Raw genomic sequence first — 21,325 nt, 5'->3', positions numbered from 1 at the left:
AACTCAAGTGGGGGCGCAAAAAAACCTTTAAGTACCCATTTGTTTAATAAAAAAAATATTTCATGAGAATCTATTTTTACAAAATAATCTTTTTTTACTTAGTATCAAAAATTAGTTCAGTATCAACACCATTTCTATCTATGTGCTCTTTTTACTTTCAATTTATTTTTTCTAAATGGTCAATATTATCATCTTCCTAAGTTGGTGTATTGTTATTAGTAAGTGCAGCATTTTTTTGTCCACTTCTTTTTCTCATTATCTTTCCTCCTTCATTTTTTGACTAAAAATAGTTTATGGCGAGATCATCAATTTAATCGAGGTAAAAAATGTATAACAACTTCATTAATCCTTATACTAAATAGAAAAGCAAGAGCACCGTCCTCTCGCTTCCTCCGGAGTACATATGCATTTTCCAACTTTTTACTTTTTGATTAGTCTTTAAAATTCAATTTTTAGACAATACTCGGGTAGTCACAGTGACATTATTGAAACACAAAGAACCCCTTGCAAAACAAGGGGCATCCTTAACAGGGAATAAAAGTTCCCTCTAGTTTATTAGACTATTTATTCTTGCTAACTAGTCTTTTGTGTCAATGATCATAGCGTTGTTTACTCAACGATAACGTAAATATCTCACATCAGCAAAAAACTAGCTCTTATTTCTTTCGAAGACAGAATCATATTTCTTCCTTAATTCACCTTTAGCTATTTTTCCAAAGGCTGTTTTTGGAAATTCATCGATAAATTCAACTTCTTTTGGCGTTTTAAAACCAGCTAAATTTTTTCGTACAAAAGATTTGACTTCCTGTTCGGTTAAACTTTCTCCATCTACTAATTTAATGATAGCAAGTACTTTTTCCTCAAAATCCGGATCTGGTATTCCAATGACTGCTGTTTCTTGTATTTTAGGATGGATATATAATAATGCTTCAATTTCAGCTGGATATATATTTTCTCCACCACGGATCATGGCGGTTGCCTCTGAATTTTCGACGATATAAGACACTTCATTACTTCTATACCAATAATTTATCGGGCAAATAATTGCTCCGATTTTAGCTAATGCATAACTATGTCAGTAATTCTTGATTCATTTGTTAATTCAAACTGGCCTCCAACACCTTCGAGCTTTGCTTCAATAGTATCGAATCGATTATGCATTTCTGATTTTAAATCATAAATATCTGATTTCATACTTTTTATTTCTTTACTAACACCTGTAAGTAAATCAAGAATTTGCTTATCCATATTATCACCTCTACCGTTATTATAATAGATATTTAGTGGACAAGCACTATTTTTCCTTCAAAGAATTAACCGCCTTCTTATACTCTTATTGCTCCGTTAATACAAGTAAGAGGTTTGTAACCACCACGTTATTTTAATAAGACGTACAATGGAACGAGGTATTGCCTTCTTTTATCTCTCCTGCCTTAAAAAGGAAGCCATAGAATTGCCCACTGATAAAGCCACAGGGACATTTCTTGTGCTTCCTTCACTTAGCAAAACTAAAGAAGCAAGAGAATTTTCCCCGTGCTTCAATGGATCTATGATTTATACCAAAACTGGCAAGTGCTTTCTTGCTTCATACTCTTCTAGTTCCTCACCATTTTTCAAACGAGTGAGAAAGTCAGGATTAGGAATTAGTGGACGTCCGAAAGCTGCTACATCTATGGTTCCTTCAATTAATGTTTTTGCAGCAGTTTCAGGTTCAAGGTTTCCCACTCCTATAATCACACCATCCCAATATTTTCGAACGAATTGATGCATCGTTTTTCCATCAGCAAGCACATTCGTAAACTCCATTGTGGAAGGATGAATCATCGTCGCACCCACTTCACGGAATGCTGCAATAAACGTGCGAATTGCTAACTCTGGATCTTCCCACTTATAAGCCGTATTATCAACTTTATGAGCGGAGAAGCGAATTAACGTTCTGTCCGGTCCGATTGCATCGATAACAGCTTTTGTAACTTCTTTCATAAAAGTCAATCTTTCTGGAAGGTCTCCTCCATATCGATCCGTGCGTTTGTTAGTTACATCTGAACAGAATTGATCGATTAAATATCCGTGCGCCCCATGAATTTCAACGCCATCAAATCCTGCTTTTATTGCATTTTTTGCTGCTTGGGCATATTGACCAACTACCTCCTGAATATCATCGATTGTCATCTCTTCCGGTGTATCATATGGCTTACGAAACCGTGGAATATTTCCTTCAGCTCGGATAGCTGACGGTGCTTGAGGTGGTACGTTTCCAGCAAGTTCATGGTGGCTTAAACGCCCTACATGCCAGATCTGAGCAATAATCGTCCCACCTTCCTTATGTACAGCATCTGTTACATGTTTCCAGCCTTCGATTTGTTCTTGAGTATATAATCCAGGAATTCTTGGATTTCCTTTGCCACGAGGGCTGACGACAATTCCTTCTGTAATAATTAACCCGATACCATCCGCAGCTCGTTTTCGATAATATTCTACTACATCGCCCCCGACTACACCCGTTTCGTCATCGGCAAAACACCGAGTCATCGGAGCCATTGCTGTACGGGTTTTAAGCTTCCAAGCTCCTATCTTTACGGGCTCAAATAGCTTACTATCTAAAATATTCTCCAAATTTGTCCAATTCCTAGTGTCCGTTGGTAGTCTTGTCCAAGCCACAGTTTTACTTTTTCCTTTGTCATCTTGACTCATATGAATTCTCTCCCCACTTTTGATTGTATTTTAATTCGTCACTAAATTTAGAATAATCATACTTCTTTTCTAATTTTTTTGTCAATAATATAACATTATGTAAGTGATACTCTAAATTCCTTTAGAAATCTATATATATAACTTTTAAAGGGTGCTCCTATTGAATTGTAACTCTATTTTTGAACGAATAGTCATAATATTCTTTACTACGCGTTCTAATAATGGTACGATTTGAAAGTTTACCTTCCGAAATAATATATAGAAATATTTATTTTTCTTTTTCCTTTGTCATCCTTGCTGCTGTCGTAGTATACGTTTTATATTTTCGAAGAGCTAAGTTAAAGGATCAGTCATGGAAAGCGGAAAGCGGGAAGAAAGCGGGGCCTGTCCCCCGCTGCGGTAATACTTTACTCTAGTGGGGGTCAGACCCCGAATCCTGGGAAAATGGACAACGTTTTTACGTAAAAATGACACCGCTTATGTCAACTTTTAACTTCGTTTTTAACCGAGACTTCTCTTGGTTTTGAGCCTTCGTACGGGCCAATAACTCCATTTTCTTCTAAAGAATCAATTAGACGTGCAGCTCTGGTGTACCCAATTCTAAATCTTCGTTGCAGCATAGATACAGAAGCTACTTGCATTTCAACTACTAATTCTTTTGCTTGGTCATATAATTGGTCTAACTCTACTTTGTTATCCTGTTTATCTTTGATAGAACTTAATAAAGATTCGTCTTCCTTATTTACTTTGTTATCTCCTTCTGATTCTGTTTCAATGTTAACAAAAAAACTTCTATTAAATATTATTTCTTTTCCTTTTTGTTCAAATAAACATATTTCAAACAATTCATCATATTTCCTCTGAATTTGTTCGTCATTTTCTTTTATAAACCGGTTTATCTCTTCTCTTGAAAGACAAAAGTTATGCAAAACAAGTAAAGACAAAAATCCTTTTGATTCAAGGCTTATTTTATTTGATTGTAAAATGTGATATAAGTATTCTCTCGCAATCTCAATATTGTTTCCATGAAAATTCCTTTCATCAACGAACTCAGGATTAAATCCAAAAGTTTTTAATGCTTTTTTAGCCTCTTTTAAATTAAATGATACACTTCTATCATCTCTTCTTTCTAAAAATGGAACTGGAACGTTGTTATTTCTATAACCCCTATCCTCTTCTCTTTTTACCAAGATAATAGTAGAATAAAATCTTTTATTTTTGATACAATAACTTACATTAATGTAACTAGGCATGAATATGTAATAATCCGATAATTCACATCTTAGCACTTCATCCTCCTCTACCTCAAGAATAGAGGATACATTATTGTAATGTAAACTAATCTCTTTTAATTGGATTTCTTGATTTTTATAGATAATTAATGCAGCAACTTTTCTATTCATTTCGAGTCACCTCAGATTTTTTAAATATATTGTATGTCCACCTCCCTCTTGTTAGAACCCATAAAAAGGGGAGAAGAGGTTCTTCGTTAGAAATGTTGATTTATTTAAGTTCCTTCTTTTTGTTTATCTTTGAATATAATTACTAGTTTGGTAAGGAATATCTCATATAGGTATAGAGGGACGGTTCATGTGCTTTCTTCGTTTCGCGGAACAAAAGAGGCATGAGAACCGTCCCCATGCTTCCTGAAGATTAAATAAAGTAACGTGGTTGTCCCCCTAATTCGTCGCGGGTGCAGGCACATTTTTCTAGTATTGGCATAGTTCCAGTAACCACTCGAATTCTTTACCGAGCGCTGCGAACGCTCAGTCGATTAGCACCAACATGCCGCAAGAAAAGCGGCTTACCTATGAACATTAGATGGACGAAGAAGAAGTAACCACCCTATCCACTGGGCAAAGCGGAGGCGGTTACTTCTTCTTTTTATCCCGTTTAACAGGCGCTCCCCCCACTTCAAAACGTTGAGAAAAGTGGGAGAGGATAAACACAGAATAAAATCGCCACGTCCTGTGGCAACGTCTGTGTGATCCACATCGTGTGGGCCTCAGTAACAACCCGATTGGTTCAACTAACTTTCAGTGGGAAAAGCCCCACCACCGAATGAAGTTTCACTTTATTGGCGACAAGTGCAATCATCGCTACAACAGCTAAAAATAGAGTAACGATGAATGTTCTAAATTGAAACATTACATTCATTGTTTCGTAAGTCACCAAACTTAACACCCCCTTTCTTTATAGGGAGTGTCAATCGCCTTCCGCTTTATGTAGTTGCTATACCTATTATAGCAAACATACGATCCCCTTCCTAGTATTCTGTTCTTAATCAAGAGTTTACTTTTACCATTTGTCTTTATCCTTAAGACAAGGCTAGATCCCCTGTCTAATTTATTTTTCAGCAAAAATTTTTTCTATTATGATACCGATCGTACGTCGCCAAAACCAATTTATTGAACCAGAATAGTAGGTAAAAGCTCCACTTCCCATGAGGACCTTCTACCATTTTCTCTAGTACTTAGAAACGGTGATATTGTTGTGGCAGAAACTCAAAAAAAAAATATAACAAATTTACATTATATGTAATTATATCGTCTGTAGCCGGTCGTAAATGTCTTTTTAATAACTGATTATAGTTATTAAAAAGGAGTAAATATGTTGAAAGAGTTTGAGAGTCCAGAAGAAAAAGCCTACAAGAAAGTTCAAAAATTGTCGCACGAAAGATTGCTGCTAGACGAAAGTATCTTGGCCTGAACAGTGATGATGTGGCACACGATGCACTCATCAACCGTTCCCATTATAGCGATATTGAAAGAGGCAAAGTGATGCCATCCCAATTTACAATTATGAAAATTGCCACTGTACTTAATCTAAATTTAGTAGATTTACTAACAGATGCCTATGAAGAAGTGCAACAATTTATTCGGGATGTACAAACCGATGAGCAGTAGGACACCATTCTTCTGACCAACCTATTTAACATCTTCAAATTATATAATTCATCACACGAGTGTTCAACATACCACGAAAAAAACCTCCATAAAAAGGAGCCCACCAAATGAATGAAATCATTCTTCCCCACAATGACATTAATCGAGACACGTCTGCCCTCCTCCCTGCCTATCATACTGACTATCAAACAATCATATGGGAACAAAACCACCGCTTTTACGTAAAAAAGACACCGCTGCAGCTCATTAAAGAAGCCTGCTTAGAAGGCGGTGCCGATTTGGATGGCAGGAGAGCTGCGGTTACTATAAAACGGGGATCACAACAAAAGCTCCGATCCCTGTGATCCCACACGAGCAAGTCTACGCCTTCCCGACTCACTCTCCGAAACTTCATGAATGCCACTGGCTCTTCTATCATCACATTCAAGCAATCAAACGTTATCCCGATATCCCAACTCATACATACATCATCTTCAAAGACGAAAAAGAACTGCTGCCGCAAGTGTCCTACCATACGATGGAACGACAGCTGCAACGCACATCCTACTGCATCACCCGCTTCACACCCTACCTAACCCACAACTAGAGCACCCCCTAAAACACCAGGTCCAAACCACCTCATCCTTAACACCTATATAAACTACCAATCTAACAACTAACCACTAACTACTTATTACCAACCAACAAACCTTAGGAGGCATCCCCTTGAAATCCAGCCACACTTATTCAATCACCCACTACAATCATTTTCATCCTATCAAACAAATGAACGAAACAAAGAAGCTTATTACAAAGCAATACAAACACCACTTGACGAAAAAGGACCCACACTGGCGAAAAGGTTCCATCTTAACAAAAAATATTCAAATTCACCCACCGTTTTCCCCTCGATCTCTCTATATACATTTTGAAGGAACGATACAATTAGGGAGATTTTAAAATGAAGTCAGGTAGAATTGAACAATACAAGCAATATAGTCAGTTTTCGAATTTAGAGGAATTTAACGTTTCCAATAAAAAAGCACTAGAAATCCACGGACATCACTTTACAAAAGGCGAACGAATCGCGTTTGATGTACTCACTCGTTTTAGCGTGAAAGTACTCGGTGTTTGTAACGCACGCATTTGTAAATTAGTACAAGCCTGCCAAGACACAAAAGGTGGCATTTCTCGGTCCACGTTTGAACGAATGCTTAGAAAAGCGAAGTCATTTGGGATCATTTCTATTATTCACACAGTAAGAGAAACAGGAGGCTACGCGCACAGTGTTTATATTTTTAACCGCTTTGACACGCCCAACAACGAAAAATTGCCAGAGCGCAAAAACAGCAAAAAGCCGCAACTACCAAAGCCTGATGAGCACAAAAAACAACCGGAAACTCATATTGTTGAAACAAAAACATTAAAAGATAAAGATCTTCGTCAAGAAGAGGTCAAAAAGATCGATCAAATCGACATGAACAAATTGGACCATTCTTTCGTTCCTGATTATGTTCCAACACCATTCATCAAAGTCGTCAAACCATTTTTTAACCGAGCGACGGAAATTTGTGGTCTATGGAACAGAGCACAAATCGCCTATCGATCAGCCAAATTCGCTAAAGACACTTCAATCGATGCATTGCTGCCAACCATTGTCCATGCCTTTAAACAAACTGTTTTTCGGTATAAGCAAAAGCGGATCAAGTCTAGCTTTATGCCTTATTTTTACGGGACCGTGGCGAATTTGCTTACTGTAGAGAAGAGGAAGGTGGTTGCTGAGAAAGATCCGTGGGGGCGTTGGTTGGAGGGATAGTGTGTTTTTAGAGTTGTGTATTGGAGATGAGCACATTTTCTTTCAAGCATTTCTCAAGTTGTCATTTAATAAAAGGGAACAGTCTATTGATATAAGCAAATACCAAAACGTGTTTATCGGTGACGTAAAACGAAGAAAGAACCGCCGCTATTGATGTTTTATATACCCTTATAATTTGGTATAACTTTAGAATTCAGAGTGCCTGTAAAGAATAAGGCACTCTGAGATAATATCGATACTGGTGGTCGGGGGGCGAAATAGCCTCTTAATCATTGATATTATAATGTTCTTCACATTTGCTGTGTAAAATTTGTGTAGAATGATTTGGATTTGTAATTCAGGTAAAAGATTTCACCTGCCCTTTTGTTTCCGCACTCCAAATGGCTTGAGTATTAGTCGCAGATAGGATGGTGTAGGAGTGTTTACCTTACAAAAAAATCATCTCTAATCACTTAGAACGTTTTACCCAAAAAATTTATAGCGGAATTTATTAAATTTTAGTACTCTACCCCCATCTTGATTGCTTCATTAACATCTATTCCTACACCAAAGCAAAAATCTCTGCTTTGTCTTTCTGTTTTAAATTGATTAAGATTTGTATATGGAATACCGGTTCTTTGATCACCAATATATCTTACTTTATGCGTCCTAAATGACAAATCCATATACGGCCCACTGGTAACAACTAGCAACCCATCCTTCAGTCGAAAATCTGATAGAATATATCGCCTTACTTGATCACAGACATAATTACCAGCGCGCGTCAATTCTACAGTTAGGTCCATAATTAAATCTACATGAAACATATATTCCTTATGCAATTTACTATTCAATTCAGGATCCCATCTGTCTAACCTATAAAACTTTTCAGTTTCTAGTCCTTCACCTCTCTCAATTGCATGAAGACTAAAGGTATTAATAAGATCTGAAAGGACTCTTCTGAAATTCTCAAAAGCATTCTCCAGCTCAATAAGTGTATTTGGCAAAACCCTTGTAAATATCCAGTGCTTTAATTCATCTAGTTCTTTCAATTTTTGCTTTCCAATACCAGGTTGACCTGAACCAAGTAACCAAGAGGTCCATGCTTCCCAATTATCCAAATCAGCTCTTTTTACCCATTCATCGATATAAGATGAGTAAATTAATTCATGTTTTATTCTTATTTCATCAATATCTAATGAATTTCTTACCCATTCTTCGTGTTCCTTTTTAATTTCTTTTAACTTGTCCACCGAATAAGCTTTTTCTTGGTCATCAATAACTTTATGATGAATATTGCACAATAGAAGTAGATTACCATATAGATCTCTTTGTTCTTTGGGAAAGTCCGCATCTCCTCTAGGGCCATCATCCTCTCTTGCAACAATATGGCACTCTTCTCCAATTATTGACGGATCATCTGTTTCAGTTTCATCCATAACAAGTTCTCGTCTACAAGTAGAAAAAGCACATCGATTTGCTGCTTTTCCCCACAACATCTTTCTTGTTTTTACAGAAATACCCACATTATCCCCTCATTACATAAAAAATCTAGTTATACCACCATATATTAACAATTATTTTAATTTAGATAAACAAAGTGATCTAATAGTCAATATGTGTACGCTTTTTTTCCACAACTATAACCTTTGCTATATTATATCTTGATACCTGATAAACTTAAAAAACAACTCAATTTAGACGTTTTTTCTTCACCAGAACCATTTAATCTTTTTTTACCAGCACTAAAATAAACCTGTTTTTTTGCTCTTGTAATTGCTACATAAAATACACTCATTTCTTCTAAATACTAGAGAAGTAATCATCCTTCTTTAACTAACTGCCTGAAAGGGTAGCTTCCTCTCATATGCTTCCTTTTCCATTTTTACAATCCCTTGATTTGAATCTAAATATCATAGTAGTTTAAATTTATATTCCTTTCTAACCTTTAATTACAAACACAATTGAACTACAGAATTATTAATTAATCAAAATGCCTCTTCGTTATTTTCACTTCTGCTAATATTTTTCCTTCAAGATCACTTTTACATAAAGGTAATATAACAATACAAAAAATCAGCGTTAATCCAGCAAAAAAATAAACACTATGTTCGTACTTTATATCAAAACTCCCAATCGATAGATTTCTCGGTAAAAGTCTAATAAAATTAGATAAGGCCATTCCAAAAAAAATACAGAAAATATATAGACTTAAGGCTTGATTTATTTTAGAAACTGAATATTTACCGGCTTTCAAATATGTTTTTGGCTTTAAAAAATTAAAAAGATATTCTTTTATACTTTCTTTTTCATTATCAAAAACTAACTTATAGAGTGGACCTGTAAAATCATCCTCAAGTAAATCAACGTGTCTTTCCCAATTGTTTTGCCAAAACTTGCTCCCCTTATTTACCAAGTACCAACTCCAAGAAACTATCGTCCCAAGACAACTGATTAGCAATAACGATTCATCTTTATAGGGCATCTCATCATTCTTCACGGTTAGGACCGCAAAATAACCCCCAAATATAACTATTAAAAAGCCCCAAAAATATGTAGCTCTCTTCCAATATAATTCAATTTCAAATTTTCGTATATCTAAAGCTAATTGTAGTGCCGCTTCACGCTTCTGAAAACTTGTTTTATATTCATCAGTATTTTGATTTGCTTTTCTGTTGTTTCTTTTGCTATCAAAATGAGAAAGGTATTCGTTTCTACTAGACTTTGAATTATTATTAATATTAGTCATTTGCTCACCACATAATATATTATTCTTAATAAACATTTCTTTGGTTAATGAACTAGGGATTTACCTTTCGATTAAATAAACCTGCTACTATTGTTTATAGTTTATATATACAATGGGGTTAAGCCCCTGCAATCTAACCTCTTTTTTCCACGAATCTAATTTATTTTTTAGCATAATCATATTTAGAGTATTTAAATCTGGTTGTCCACTTTGATTTAGAGAAAGCGGTTGTCTCTTTAAAACCAACCACACTGCAACATTCTTTATAGCAGGCATTCCCTCCAAAGTATTATGTTTATACATTTTCAAAGAACTTATAGATTGATCTACGGCATAACATAATGTTGAGGAGGCACTACCTATTTTTACTGCGTACATAGTTTCATCCTTGTATAAATCCATTAACTCTATCTGTGCACCTGCATAACTATTTGTAACTCTATCGTAATTTTCAAAACCATCTCTTACTCTTAAAAGATTAAAAGCTCTTTCTGCATAGTATTTATTCTTTAATTTTTCTTTTATTTTCGAATCAGTCAATCCCTCGAATTCAGGCTCTTCTTTTTCTTCGTTAAATTTTTCATCAATAAAATCCTGATGAATTGAATCACTAAAATCATACTCTTGACTATAAATCACTTCTATTTCTGAAATAGAGTCCTCCAAGTACTTCTGATAATCATCATTATAGTGATACCATATTCCTTTATTTAAAACACACCTATTATCATCGTCTACATAATCAATTAAATTTCTTATTTTGTCTGTTCTAATGGATTTACCGTTATTAAAACTTTTCACCTTAATATTGAGAATCTCTTTAGATAATTCGATTTCTTTTTCTTCAGCGAACCTTTCTACCTCAGCAAAATTAAGACTTTCTATTTCTTTTCTTTTATGACCGTGCCAAAGCTCAAAAAATGTATCTTGATTATTAAATATCTCTGAAACTCCGATAATATCTAACTCAGATATAGTTATAGCATTAATATTTTCCTCAATCTTTGAAAATAAGTTGGTCTCTAGTTGTTCTAAGAGATCTTTGTCTGTCACATTATTAAATACGGGAATTTTATATATTTCATCTTGATTTAATATTAATTTTATAAATGTTATTAGCCGGCTTACATTTTCTAAATTTGAAACTTTTAAATCGAATTTTATAGAGTTTCCAAATTCGACAGTTTCCCCAATTAATGCATTATTGTACTCGTCTAAATTTAACTTTGCCTTTAATTTTGCAAACGACTCACCACTATCAAACTCTAAGCTTTCGTAATTTATATATGTACTAATATTCTTATTCCTTTGCATATTAGGTGATAATAAAGTAGTCGTTTTAATCTCTAAATATTTCATTCTTCTAGCAAATTCGAATGCAAAATTTCTATCACAATATTTATCTACTAAGAAAAATGCACTTCCAAATGTCACCGCATACATTTGATCATCATACTCAATTACTAGTACTGCTCTTGGTTGTGATTTAACTGACAACAACGGTTGTTCGAACTCATTTAAAATCCAATTCCAACTAATTTCTTTATCTACTTCTTCATTAATTTTAAATAATGAAAATGAATATTTTTCTCCTTCCTCATCTTCTAATTCTTTATTTTCAATATAAACTAGTTTCTCTTCTAAATAATTAAAAAAAACTCTATGATTTCCTTCATCAATTCTGTATAAATTTATTTTAGATATTTAGACACCCCTATAAAACTTTCAATATTATATATACTAAACAGCTAGGATATAATCATTTAATCATATAAATAATATTCAATAGTAAAGATCAACTGATTTTACCGGACTAATTTTATTGCTAAGAGCAGGAATTACTAAAAATGTTCAAACATCAATATATTTTCCCTCCTATACTTAGACAAAATATTCTAATATTTCCTATTATAACATTTACAATAAAAGGATTTAGGATATTTAAATTATTTAGCATAGTTTTATCTCGAGCTAAATTTAATGAAATTAAAATTCAGTATTATATCTAAAGTTTTTACATCAAAAAGACTCCACCCTAATTAGGTAGGAGTCTTTTTGATGTAAATAAAGGAGGTCTAGCGAGTTAAACACACAAGTTTCTTAATTTACTCTTAAAAATGCTTGTTTCCTTTCCTCTTCAGAAGTAGGGTCTGTCCCCCACTATGAAGGGACAGACGTCCCTAGAACCAAATAAACTGTAAAAAATGTCACTGTAATAACCCGAGATTTGTCGAGAGGAACGGGGTCTCGGCGAAGGTACACGGCGGTTCTCTTGCTGTCCCTTAGCTTCCTGTTTAATGAATTAAAAAGACCAGCATTCAAACACTACTGGTCGTGAAACAAAATTCAACTTAACGTAACATTTTTTTCTCTATAATCAAGATCATCAATAAGTGTCTTAACAAAATTATATTCTACTTTACGAATATAACATTTCATTGCCAATAATGTATTAATTTTATAAGCCTTTATACTATCAAACTCATCGTTATTCTCAATATTTACTTTTCCTATATATTTTATAGCCACTTCATCACTTGTCGGAAATAAAAAGGCATTTTCTACCTTTTTAATACACTTCGTTTGTTTCTTTATTATGGGGTCGTTTGACTTGAAATTTTCTGATTTAATATGATTAAAAATTGTTGAAGCATAAAACAATTGTTTTACAACATCATGCCATCCGGGTAAATTCATATCAGTATTATAATACTTAGCATCCAAGACATACATTTTCTGTTTATTTAAAAACATTATATCTGGCCGTTGCGGTTTCACAGCAGCATTACTTTCAATTTCCCATTTAAGTCTTGGAATTGTCTGTCTTAATTTCTTATACTGATTTTTAAATATTTGACTACAAATAGCTTCCCAAACTAAATAAAAATATGGTGTAGCCAGCACTTCAAGTTTTGCTTCATTGTTTATAAGCTCAATCCCCGATAAAAAGTCTTTAATCAATTGAATAACAATTAGCTCTCTCTCTACAAAAGTACTATTTAACTCGATTTGTAGAAAGTTCATAGCATATCTAATATCACAAGGCATCTCAATTTTTCCTAATTCTAAAGGTATTCCAAGTAACCAACCATACTTTTCAACACTTTTATAGACACAATACTCGTGTAGTTTAATTAGTAAATTCTGCCGATCCCTAACCGTCTTTCTTGAAACAGTCTCTGTATATATAACAGACTTTCCAGTAAAAAGTGGATTTTTCTTGTTAATTGTTGCTGACCAATTTGTATTTCCATTATATTTTTCAGAAGTTATTCTCATTTCCTTCATGAGTATACCGTTATTTATATAATCATTGATTAGATTGTAAGCTGTAATGATACTCTCAGTATTACCTCCATTATTTCCACCTAATAAGTTTACTTCCTCTAGAGATAAATGGGCACTATTTTTGTACTTGATTAACACCGATAATAGTATCTGAATGTTTTCTTTTAGATCTTTCTCCACCTTCGGAATTTTATGACTTTTAGGAAAAATAATAATAAATGTATTGTTATAAATTAATAGCCCCGTTACTTTAAACTTAATCTTATTTCCTACTAAACTACATATCTCTCTATTTAACATCTGATTGACAAATTCACTTGGAAAAATATTTTTATAATCTTTAAATTCAACGAAGGTATTCAATACTGGTTTTAGTTCCATTAACTCATCCCACCATGGTTACCGATTTTTCACTCTACACTTATATCTTCCTGTATTAATTCCACTTCTTCCTCTAGTGCTTCCACTTCTTGTTCTAATAATTCTTCTAAATCACTCCTAATTTCTAATACATCTAAATTATTATAATAAGCTGAAACTAGTTCTGAGTAAGTTCTAATACCTTCACTAAATAATTCCGTTCTCTTATACCTTGCAACATCGTCCCAAAGATATATCAACAGCTTTGAAGCAAAACTACTAGTATCTCCAATTTCTTCTGGGCTAATAAAATATGGTCCTATAAGACGGTCTTCGTTCACATCTAAGTTTTTAAGCTTGTTGTTTATAGCAGTCAATAATATTCTCCATTTATAATCCACACCAGCATATCTCACTAAACTATTTTCATGGGAAAAGCCACTTTCCTTTATTGCCATGTATTTAAACTTCCAACGTCTTTTAAAAGCTGAATCAAGTACGTACACACCTTGATCAGCACTATTCATTGTTGCAACAATATTCATATTTCCTGGGATAAATAACCCTTCTTCAAAAATAAATCTAACGTTTTGAATAGAACTTAAATAATTTTTTAGATCCTCATTTGGGCTTATCTTATATTGACTTCTTCCATCGCTTTTCCGGTCTAACAATTGAAATATATCTCCAAAAACACTTGGTGCATTAGCCCTATTAACTTCTTCAATAAGTAAAGTGTACTTACTTTCTGGATTTAGAACTGCTTTTATTAATACATTTATAAATGGACCAGCAACAAATTGATAGTCAATGACCGGCTCACCTCGTTGAAATTCATCCCCATTTATTCTATAAAGTTGCATTGGTTCAGCAACTCCCATGTTTAAGGAAATAGGTTTGTACAATGGGACTGGTTTATAACTGCCTACAAAGTCAAAATAAGAATACTCTGAATGAAACACTACTCGTGTTGTATTAGAAAAATTATCTTCCAAGTATCTACTTTTGCCAGTTCCAGGTGCTCCATACACAATTAGATTTTCACCAGCAGTATTTGTGTTATGACGAAACTCTTGTTCTTGTAACCTTAACGCACTTTCTAATAATTGATCATTAGATGCCATATAAAACACAATGTAAGCGACATAGGATTGACTCACATTTACAAGACCTAGGAGGTGAAGTATAGGTGATACATGAAAGTCTGTTCTATCGACTGTTTTGCTACCGTACCACCACTCATAATCTGTAATAAATCTACATAGATATTCTGCACTTTGTTGTTCTTCTTCGAAAAAATTATAAATTGCCTCTTTAATTTCAGGGAATTGTTGATCAATATCTTTACCTTTAAGGGACTTAATTTTATCCCAGAATCCTGTTATTGAATAATTATCTATCTGTGAAATTTGCTCTAATTTTTCCTTATATTTAATTAGCTCCATAGTATAATCAACGACAAATGTTGAAATGTAAAACCATTGATTAGGACAAAAGATTTTATTTCCAGAACTAATACTAATCTCTGCCGAATGATCTAAATACCGTATTTCTGCATTTCTACTTTTTAAGACACTAGCAAATAATTCTTTAAAATCTCTAGTAAGCTTAAAATCCTCATTTATAAATTGAGTTCGATAATTCTCTCTTGAGCTATTCGCTAATTCATTTAAGTCTCTAAGAATCATAATAACCTCCAGAACATATATAGTTATTTTTACTTATATAGTAGACAGATGAAACTACTAATATACTATTCCTTCCATTATATCTATATATTAGCATGATTGACAGACGAATAAATGTTTGGTATTGTTGTGTCAATAAGAGGACAATCAAACCTCAAAAATACACATATGGGGTGCTAGAATGAAAGTATCTTTACAAATAAAATCAAAGCGGGAAATATTAAATATGACTCAAAAGGAATTTGCTGATGCACTAGGCATGGGAAAAAACGGTGATCGTACAATACGTAGATGGGAAAATGAAGAGACTGAACCATCCCCGATTGAACTTCAAGCCATTCTTAATTTCCCTGAAGAACCACCATTCCCAGCTCCTGAAAACCCTAAATTTAAAATGATAGATCTATTCGCTGGAATTGGTGGTATAAGACTAGCATTTCAAAATCAAGGAGGTAAATCTGTTTTCGCATCTGAATGGGATAAATTTGCATGTAAAACATACCGAGCCAACTTTGGAGAAGTTCCTGAAGGAGATATTACATTAATCGATGTAAACTCTATACCAGAACACGATATTCTTTTAGCAGGATTTCCGTGTCAACCATTTTCCCAAGCTGGGTTAAGAAAAGGGTTTGAGGATACACGGGGCACATTATTTTTCCATATTGCAAAAATACTAGAAACTAAGCGACCAAAAGCGTTTTTACTAGAAAACGTAAAACAGTTACGCGGTCATAATAAAGGACAAACATTAGAAAAAATTAAACAAGTACTAGATGAATTAGGTTATACTCTACATATCGAGGTCTTAAGAGCAGCAGACTTCGGTATTCCACAAAATCGAGAACGTATTTTTATTGTGGGATTTCATAACTGCATTAATGGGCCAGAAATTCCATTTAAATTTCCAAAACCAACTAACATACCAACACGAGTTGGTTCAATTCTTGAAGAAAAAGTAAACGAAAAATACACTATATCGGATAGACTTTATCAAGGTCACCTTAGAAGAAAAGAAGAACACAAGAAGAAAGGTAATGGATTTGGATTTTCACTTTTTAATGCTGATAGTCCGTATACAAATACTATTAGTGCTAGATACTATAAAGATGGCAGTGAGATCCTTATAGAACAAAAAGGAAATAACCCTAGGAAATTGACTCCTAAAGAATGCGCTAGATTACAAGGTTTTCCAAAAGAATTCATTATTCCTGTATCTGATACACAAGCATATAGACAATTTGGTAACTCTGTAACCGTTCCAATTGTAGAGTTAATAGCAAAAAATATGATATCAGTATTAGAACCATACCTTCAAAGTGAAAGAAATAAATTAGAAGTATTGAATTAAAAAATGGAAGGAATAACCTTGGATCTAGGTTTTTCCTTCTCTTTTATTTTAATCATCTAAATAGGTAGCTAGATCATTTTTTATTGCTGATTTAAGTAAAATTGCTAGTGCGTTTTTTATAATTTGTCTTACCCTTTCCCGAGTAAGGTTATATTTTCTCCCTATTTCCTCAAGTGTATGTTCAATATCGTCCATAAAACCGTATTTCATCATCACCATTTCACGTTCACGATTATCCAATTGATTTAATAACTTCTCTAATTCTAATCGAAGGTCCTTTTGATCATAACTAAACTCTAATAAACTTCCCCATAACAAATCTGAGTCTTCCTCAAAATCCAAATAAGATCGTTGATATTTCAGTTTTATATTATTATCATAATAATATTTGAATGTTTTTTCATCTATTAATTCAGCAGCATACCAAGGAATTAACAGTTGATTATCAATTTGTTCCCATTCGTTCTTCTGCTTTCTTAAGTACATTGAAAATTGTTCAAATGTCACGTAGTCTTGTCGTCTTAAAAAAGCATTAAGTTCAATACCATTACCTAACCCTGCATCCAGACATTCTTCTTTTGTAGGAAAACGTCCTTTTAGTAACAAAGTATCATTAACCAGTTTCTCCCAACCTCTAATTTTTTCAACCATATGCGCAGGCTGCCTAATAAGGTTTTGCTGGTCATCAATATATCTAAGAACTTTACTAAGAACCCACCTTTTAGAATAATGTGCAAATGAATGAGAGCCATCAAATTTTTTTATCGCTTTTAGCAATCCAAAAAAACCCTCTTGAACTAAATCCATTCTATCAATGGAATATGTTGCTCTTGATTTAGCGACATTACAAAGCATTTCAGAATAAGCATTTGTAATATTTTCAATTAATTCTTCTTTATTTTTACTCTCTTCTGCTACATTTTGAAACCGTACATTTTTCTGTTCTTTTGACCATTTGTAAAAAATTGACCAAAGGCTAGGTATTTCATAATCTTCAGTATCATATTCATCAAAGATCATTTCAATTAATTTTGATTGATCTTTTGTTGTTTCATTAGAGTTATCAGGATTTTCAGTAAAAGATTTTTTTGCATCTATAGGAACAGCTTCTTCTTCTTTTTCATTCCACTCTTCTTCGATAACTTCTACTTGTTTATCTTCCTCATCAACATAAAATCTAGATAGCTTTCTAATGTTTAATTTCCAATAACCCTTTTTATCAACGACAGGTTGGAAACATTCATTTTTACTTAAGAGGTTGTAGACAGTATTTTTGGTAGTTGTTCGAACTTTAGATACTTTGTCGACTAACATTGTCCAGTGCATTCCTGAAGGGTATGTAGATAATATTTCACAAATGAGGGTAAAAATTGACTTATTAACTTTCCTACTCTCTTCTACTAATCTCCCAATATCTAAATATCTGGCTTGCTCAGATGCATAACGTTCGTCAATTCCTACTCCATCAACTTTTACTTGGTTTTCTTTTAGCTCAATTCTTAATCTATGTCCTGGCTCAATCAGGTAATCTGAGAAAAAGTCATAAATACCATTTCCATAAAAATAAAAGCGATTATCTTTTTTTCCCCACCAACAGTCATAGGTAAAACCATCAATAATGATTTCAATTTTCCCTTTATTCGTTTCTTTAGCTTTAAAAAAATAACTGATTTCAAACGGTATTTGTAAATAGCCTTTAATTCTCTCAAAGTAGGAAATGATAGAATATCCTATAAGATTATTACTCTTATTGGTTGAATTAATCGAAGTCTCTGTTTCTTTTGATGTATCAATATCTCCTATTAATTTTGAAGTCCCTTGTATATAATTTTCCTGTTCACTTTGTGCCATAAGTAAATTAAGATTATTAATGGTAGGAACAGAGTTCTTTACAGAATAAGTTGGGTAAATTGTGCTTTCAATATCAAGTGCTGGTGCGGCTTGATTAAATATCCACCGGCCTTTTGCAATACAGATAAACTCATTATGTAAAGCCAAAAACTCCTCGACTGCTGCATAATAAATCTTAAATGCTGGATTATTGGCCTTAATATTAAAAATTTCAGGAATAATATCCCTCGTTCTAACTTCATCATTTGAATTTCTAATTTGTTGAAAAATTAATACACTTGATCTAGCTACTTCTTCCTTTACTTCAACTGGAATAATAATTTCAAAATTTTCCTCATTTTCTTCTTCAAGTTCGATCTGAATATGGTTCTTTTTGACAAGAAATCGGTTATCAATATGTGGAGCAAAGATAGTATTATACTCATCCAGCTGATACTCTAACCGTACAACGGAGACAATCTCACTCTGTTTTGCTGTCGATAGTCTTATCTTTTGCATATATTCAAAAACAAGGTCGTTTATTAATTCCCATTCCGAAAGCAGCCAGTAACTTCCTACATCAGTAAATCTAATATCACTATGTAGACCTTGAACAAGCTCATTAGCTTTGATATTATACGAGAATTTTTTAATAAAATCTTTTACTAAAAATGGTTGCTTTAATTGATGAGCAATTTGATATATTTCATCTAAACGTTGATCAATATTGTATTTAACTCCCCACAAGCCATTTTCATCTTCCTCAAAAAAAGACCTAGGTGCATTTAGGGCCATACCTACTAATTGATCAATAGGAAGAGAATTAGAAGGTCCACTTGTCCAATTATTATTAACAAAAACCAGTATTTCATGGAAAGGTAGTTTCCCTTTTGGACTTTGGAAAAGGGCACGTTTTATTAAACTAACATTACTGTAAACTGGGCCTGATTTTTGACGGACATTCATCATTCTCACTCCTACTACTTCTTACAATTCAAAAAATCCTATTTCATTTTCTTCTGATTGGAATAATGATAGACGATCTAACAATCGGTTAGACCACTCACATGATGTTTCAGCAACCAACTGACAAGCATGGCAAGCAGCAAGGTTTAAACTGTTTTCTACTAAGTTTTCACTTTCACTACACAATGGATCGGATGAACAAATCTTGGCTCGATTAATAGTTTGATGTAATAGTTTATTAAACTGATCTTTTCTTCCCTGTTGAATAATTCCACCAAGTGAACCGTCTGAATCTGCAGACGCAGTATAAAGTAAGATGCCACACATATCTGGACTTGCGTAAATTTTTTCTCGTATTGAATTAGATGAATATCCACTTGAAAGTGATAATTCTTGAATTATTGCATGGGATAAAGAATGTAAAAGAATAAATCTGGATGAAAATTTATCATCCTCTTTCCATCCTTTTTCTAGCCTCCAGTCTTGGTACCTTTCCAACAATGATTTATATCTACCGTGGTCATTAACTTTTTTCTCCCATTTTTTTAATGAATTTTCATTTAATTGGATAAAAATTCCTTCGCCTAACACTTCTACGGCTGGGAACCAATCTTTATCCGTTTTGGAAAGTTTCGAATAACCTACCTCAGATGTATCATATGGATCTGGATAATCAATTCTCGTAAACCCTCTTAAAACCCTAACTTCTCGTAACCGGTGAGCAAGAACAATACGTGCTACAAACTTTGTAATAGATGAATGGACTTCTTCTTCTTCAATATGAAAATGTTTCGTAACTTTCTTGGTGTCTTGGAATGCCTTCCATTCTTCATAATGAATGTCAGTACCTTTTTGAGACATACGATACTGGTCAATAATAGCTTTATATATTTGTTCCAGTTCTTCTTTATCTCTTTTAGGAAATAAGTATTTCAACCCAAATTTAAGTCCCTCTATCCCATCTTCCTCAATATTTCCGATAATATCATTCCATTTACTACTTACCAACTGTTGAACTTCATCAGTCCAAGGAGGTATAGATAACGCACTAATTGTTGATGAAAAATATACGTTAGACGCCCCGCGCTGTAATCCTCTAGCAGGTCGTTTGCAATTTTCGGTTCTCCCTAACCAAGGACTATGTCCTCTACACCCAACATCAATCTTTAAAAATGCACCTTTTTTTAAGGCTCCCCCTAAATGATTATTGGCACCACAACTACATCGTACAACAATATCATCTAATGTGGAACTTTGTCCTCTCGTAATTAAACGTAGGTTAGGGTTAGGGCATACATCTCCCCCTTTATGACACCATTCAATCCAAGGGAAATCTTGAATATGTCCGTTTGTACACGCTGATATAAAACGGGCAGGATAGGTAACAACACCTTTTTCTTTACATGAGCAAACATATTGTCCCTTTCTATCTTTTTGAAAGTCCAACCTTAATGCATTACAGTCACTACAAACTCTATATTTCGGAAAAGAAATAGCAGGAATTCCTCCTTTAATTCCAATTGAACGCGGTTGACGAAATGACGAAACATTAAGTCGAGTTTGTAACCTCGGTTCTTGAACAATATGGTAATCTTCAGGTCGATTGCTCCATTTATCTAGCCCCATAATCATTACTGAATCACTTCTAAAATCTACTATTGATCCTGGCCCAAATGTTGTAATTAATTGACTAGCTCTTACTCCTCCTGGAGACTTCAT

The 21,325-nt window shown here is 33.6% G+C and carries 17 protein-coding genes and 1 pseudogene; 6 read left to right on the top strand and 12 right to left on the bottom strand.

What is annotated here, in order from left to right:
- Window positions 1–649: 649 nt before the first annotated feature.
- The 5 genes and pseudogenes from J0N78_RS01230 to J0N78_RS01210 form a co-directional block, all read right to left on the bottom strand.
- Window positions 650–1,006 (bottom strand): AMP-binding enzyme, encoded by a 357-nt coding sequence (locus J0N78_RS01230; RefSeq protein WP_209121177.1) that lies wholly within the window; start codon window positions 1,004–1,006, stop codon window positions 650–652.
- Window positions 1,007–1,059: 53 nt separating this feature from the next.
- The gene (locus J0N78_RS01225) at window positions 1,060–1,248 is read right to left on the bottom strand and encodes a hypothetical protein (RefSeq protein WP_209121176.1); all 189 of its coding nucleotides are present in this window, start codon (window positions 1,246–1,248) and stop codon (window positions 1,060–1,062) included.
- Window positions 1,249–1,554: 306 nt separating this feature from the next.
- Window positions 1,555–2,694: an alkene reductase gene (locus J0N78_RS01220; protein ID WP_209121175.1), complete on the bottom strand. Its 1,140-nt coding sequence runs from the start codon at window positions 2,692–2,694 to the stop codon at window positions 1,555–1,557.
- A gap of 482 nt (window positions 2,695–3,176) precedes the next feature.
- Window positions 3,177–3,404, bottom strand: a pseudogene (locus J0N78_RS01215) (DNA translocase FtsK); the annotation flags it as partial.
- A 1,315-nt stretch (window positions 3,405–4,719) separates the two neighbouring features.
- Window positions 4,720–4,869, bottom strand: a complete 150-nt coding sequence (locus J0N78_RS01210; protein WP_209121415.1) for a putative holin-like toxin — start codon at window positions 4,867–4,869, stop codon at window positions 4,720–4,722.
- Between the two features lie 488 nt (window positions 4,870–5,357).
- On the opposite strand from J0N78_RS01210, the gene J0N78_RS01205 reads away from it, so the two are divergent.
- The 5 genes from J0N78_RS01205 (at window position 5,358) to J0N78_RS01185 (ending at window position 7,549) form a co-directional block, all read left to right on the top strand.
- Window positions 5,358–5,600, top strand: coding sequence for a helix-turn-helix domain-containing protein (locus J0N78_RS01205; RefSeq protein ID WP_209121397.1), 243 nt, complete (start codon window positions 5,358–5,360; stop codon window positions 5,598–5,600).
- 107 nt (window positions 5,601–5,707) lie between these two features.
- Window positions 5,708–5,944: a competence protein ComK gene (locus J0N78_RS26055; protein WP_209121174.1), complete on the top strand. Its 237-nt coding sequence runs from the start codon at window positions 5,708–5,710 to the stop codon at window positions 5,942–5,944.
- Entirely contained in the window at window positions 5,941–6,186 is a 246-nt protein-coding gene (locus J0N78_RS25615; protein ID WP_209121173.1) for a competence protein ComK, read from the top strand. Before J0N78_RS26055 ends, J0N78_RS25615 begins: the two co-directional genes overlap by 4 nt.
- Window positions 6,187–6,540: 354 nt before the next feature.
- Window positions 6,541–7,395: a hypothetical protein gene (locus J0N78_RS01190; protein WP_209121172.1), complete on the top strand. Its 855-nt coding sequence runs from the start codon at window positions 6,541–6,543 to the stop codon at window positions 7,393–7,395.
- 1 nt (window position 7,396) lies between these two features.
- A complete protein-coding gene (locus J0N78_RS01185; RefSeq protein WP_209121171.1) occupies window positions 7,397–7,549 on the top strand; it encodes a hypothetical protein in 153 nt (50 codons plus the stop codon).
- Window positions 7,550–7,892: 343 nt separating this feature from the next.
- Here the strand turns inward: J0N78_RS01185 and J0N78_RS01180 are convergent, their stop codons facing one another.
- The 5 genes from J0N78_RS01180 to J0N78_RS01160 all read right to left on the bottom strand — a co-directional run bounded on the left by J0N78_RS01180 (window position 7,893) and on the right by J0N78_RS01160 (window position 15,459).
- A complete protein-coding gene (locus tag J0N78_RS01180) occupies window positions 7,893–8,900 on the bottom strand; it encodes a hypothetical protein (protein WP_209121170.1) in 1,008 nt (335 codons plus the stop codon).
- A 458-nt stretch (window positions 8,901–9,358) separates the two neighbouring features.
- Complete coding sequence (locus J0N78_RS01175) at window positions 9,359–10,123, bottom strand: RipA family octameric membrane protein (protein ID WP_209121169.1); 765 nt, start codon at window positions 10,121–10,123, stop codon at window positions 9,359–9,361.
- An 87-nt stretch (window positions 10,124–10,210) separates the two neighbouring features.
- On the bottom strand, window positions 10,211–11,803 hold the full coding sequence (locus J0N78_RS01170; RefSeq protein ID WP_307794885.1) for a DUF6119 family protein: 1,593 nt from the start codon (window positions 11,801–11,803) through the stop codon (window positions 10,211–10,213).
- Window positions 11,804–12,469: 666 nt separating this feature from the next.
- Window positions 12,470–13,792 carry an LlaJI family restriction endonuclease gene (locus tag J0N78_RS01165; protein ID WP_209121168.1) on the bottom strand — a complete coding sequence of 441 codons (1,323 nt, stop codon included), beginning with the start codon at window positions 13,790–13,792 and terminating at the stop codon, window positions 12,470–12,472.
- Between the two features lie 29 nt (window positions 13,793–13,821).
- Window positions 13,822–15,459: an AAA family ATPase gene (locus tag J0N78_RS01160; protein WP_209121167.1), complete on the bottom strand. Its 1,638-nt coding sequence runs from the start codon at window positions 15,457–15,459 to the stop codon at window positions 13,822–13,824.
- Between the two features lie 181 nt (window positions 15,460–15,640).
- Here J0N78_RS01160 and J0N78_RS01155 point away from each other — a divergent pair, with 181 nt between their 5' ends.
- On the top strand, window positions 15,641–16,810 hold the full coding sequence (locus J0N78_RS01155) for a DNA cytosine methyltransferase (RefSeq protein WP_209121166.1): 1,170 nt from the start codon (window positions 15,641–15,643) through the stop codon (window positions 16,808–16,810).
- Window positions 16,811–16,858: 48 nt separating this feature from the next.
- Here the strand turns inward: J0N78_RS01155 and J0N78_RS01150 are convergent, their stop codons facing one another.
- Together J0N78_RS01150 and drmB are read right to left on the bottom strand one after the other, a co-directional pair.
- Window positions 16,859–19,606, bottom strand: a complete 2,748-nt coding sequence (locus J0N78_RS01150; protein WP_209121165.1) for a sigma-70 family RNA polymerase sigma factor — start codon at window positions 19,604–19,606, stop codon at window positions 16,859–16,861.
- Window positions 19,607–19,627: 21 nt separating this feature from the next.
- The gene (drmB, locus tag J0N78_RS01145; RefSeq protein WP_209121164.1) at window positions 19,628–21,325 is read right to left on the bottom strand and encodes a DUF1998 domain-containing protein; all 1,698 of its coding nucleotides are present in this window, start codon (window positions 21,323–21,325) and stop codon (window positions 19,628–19,630) included.

The organism is Alkalihalobacillus sp. BA299 (assembly GCF_017745675.1).
Classification (GTDB): Bacteria; Bacillota; Bacilli; order Bacillales; family Bacillaceae_F; genus Alkalihalobacterium.
This window is presented reverse-complemented; position numbering and strand designations above follow the sequence as displayed.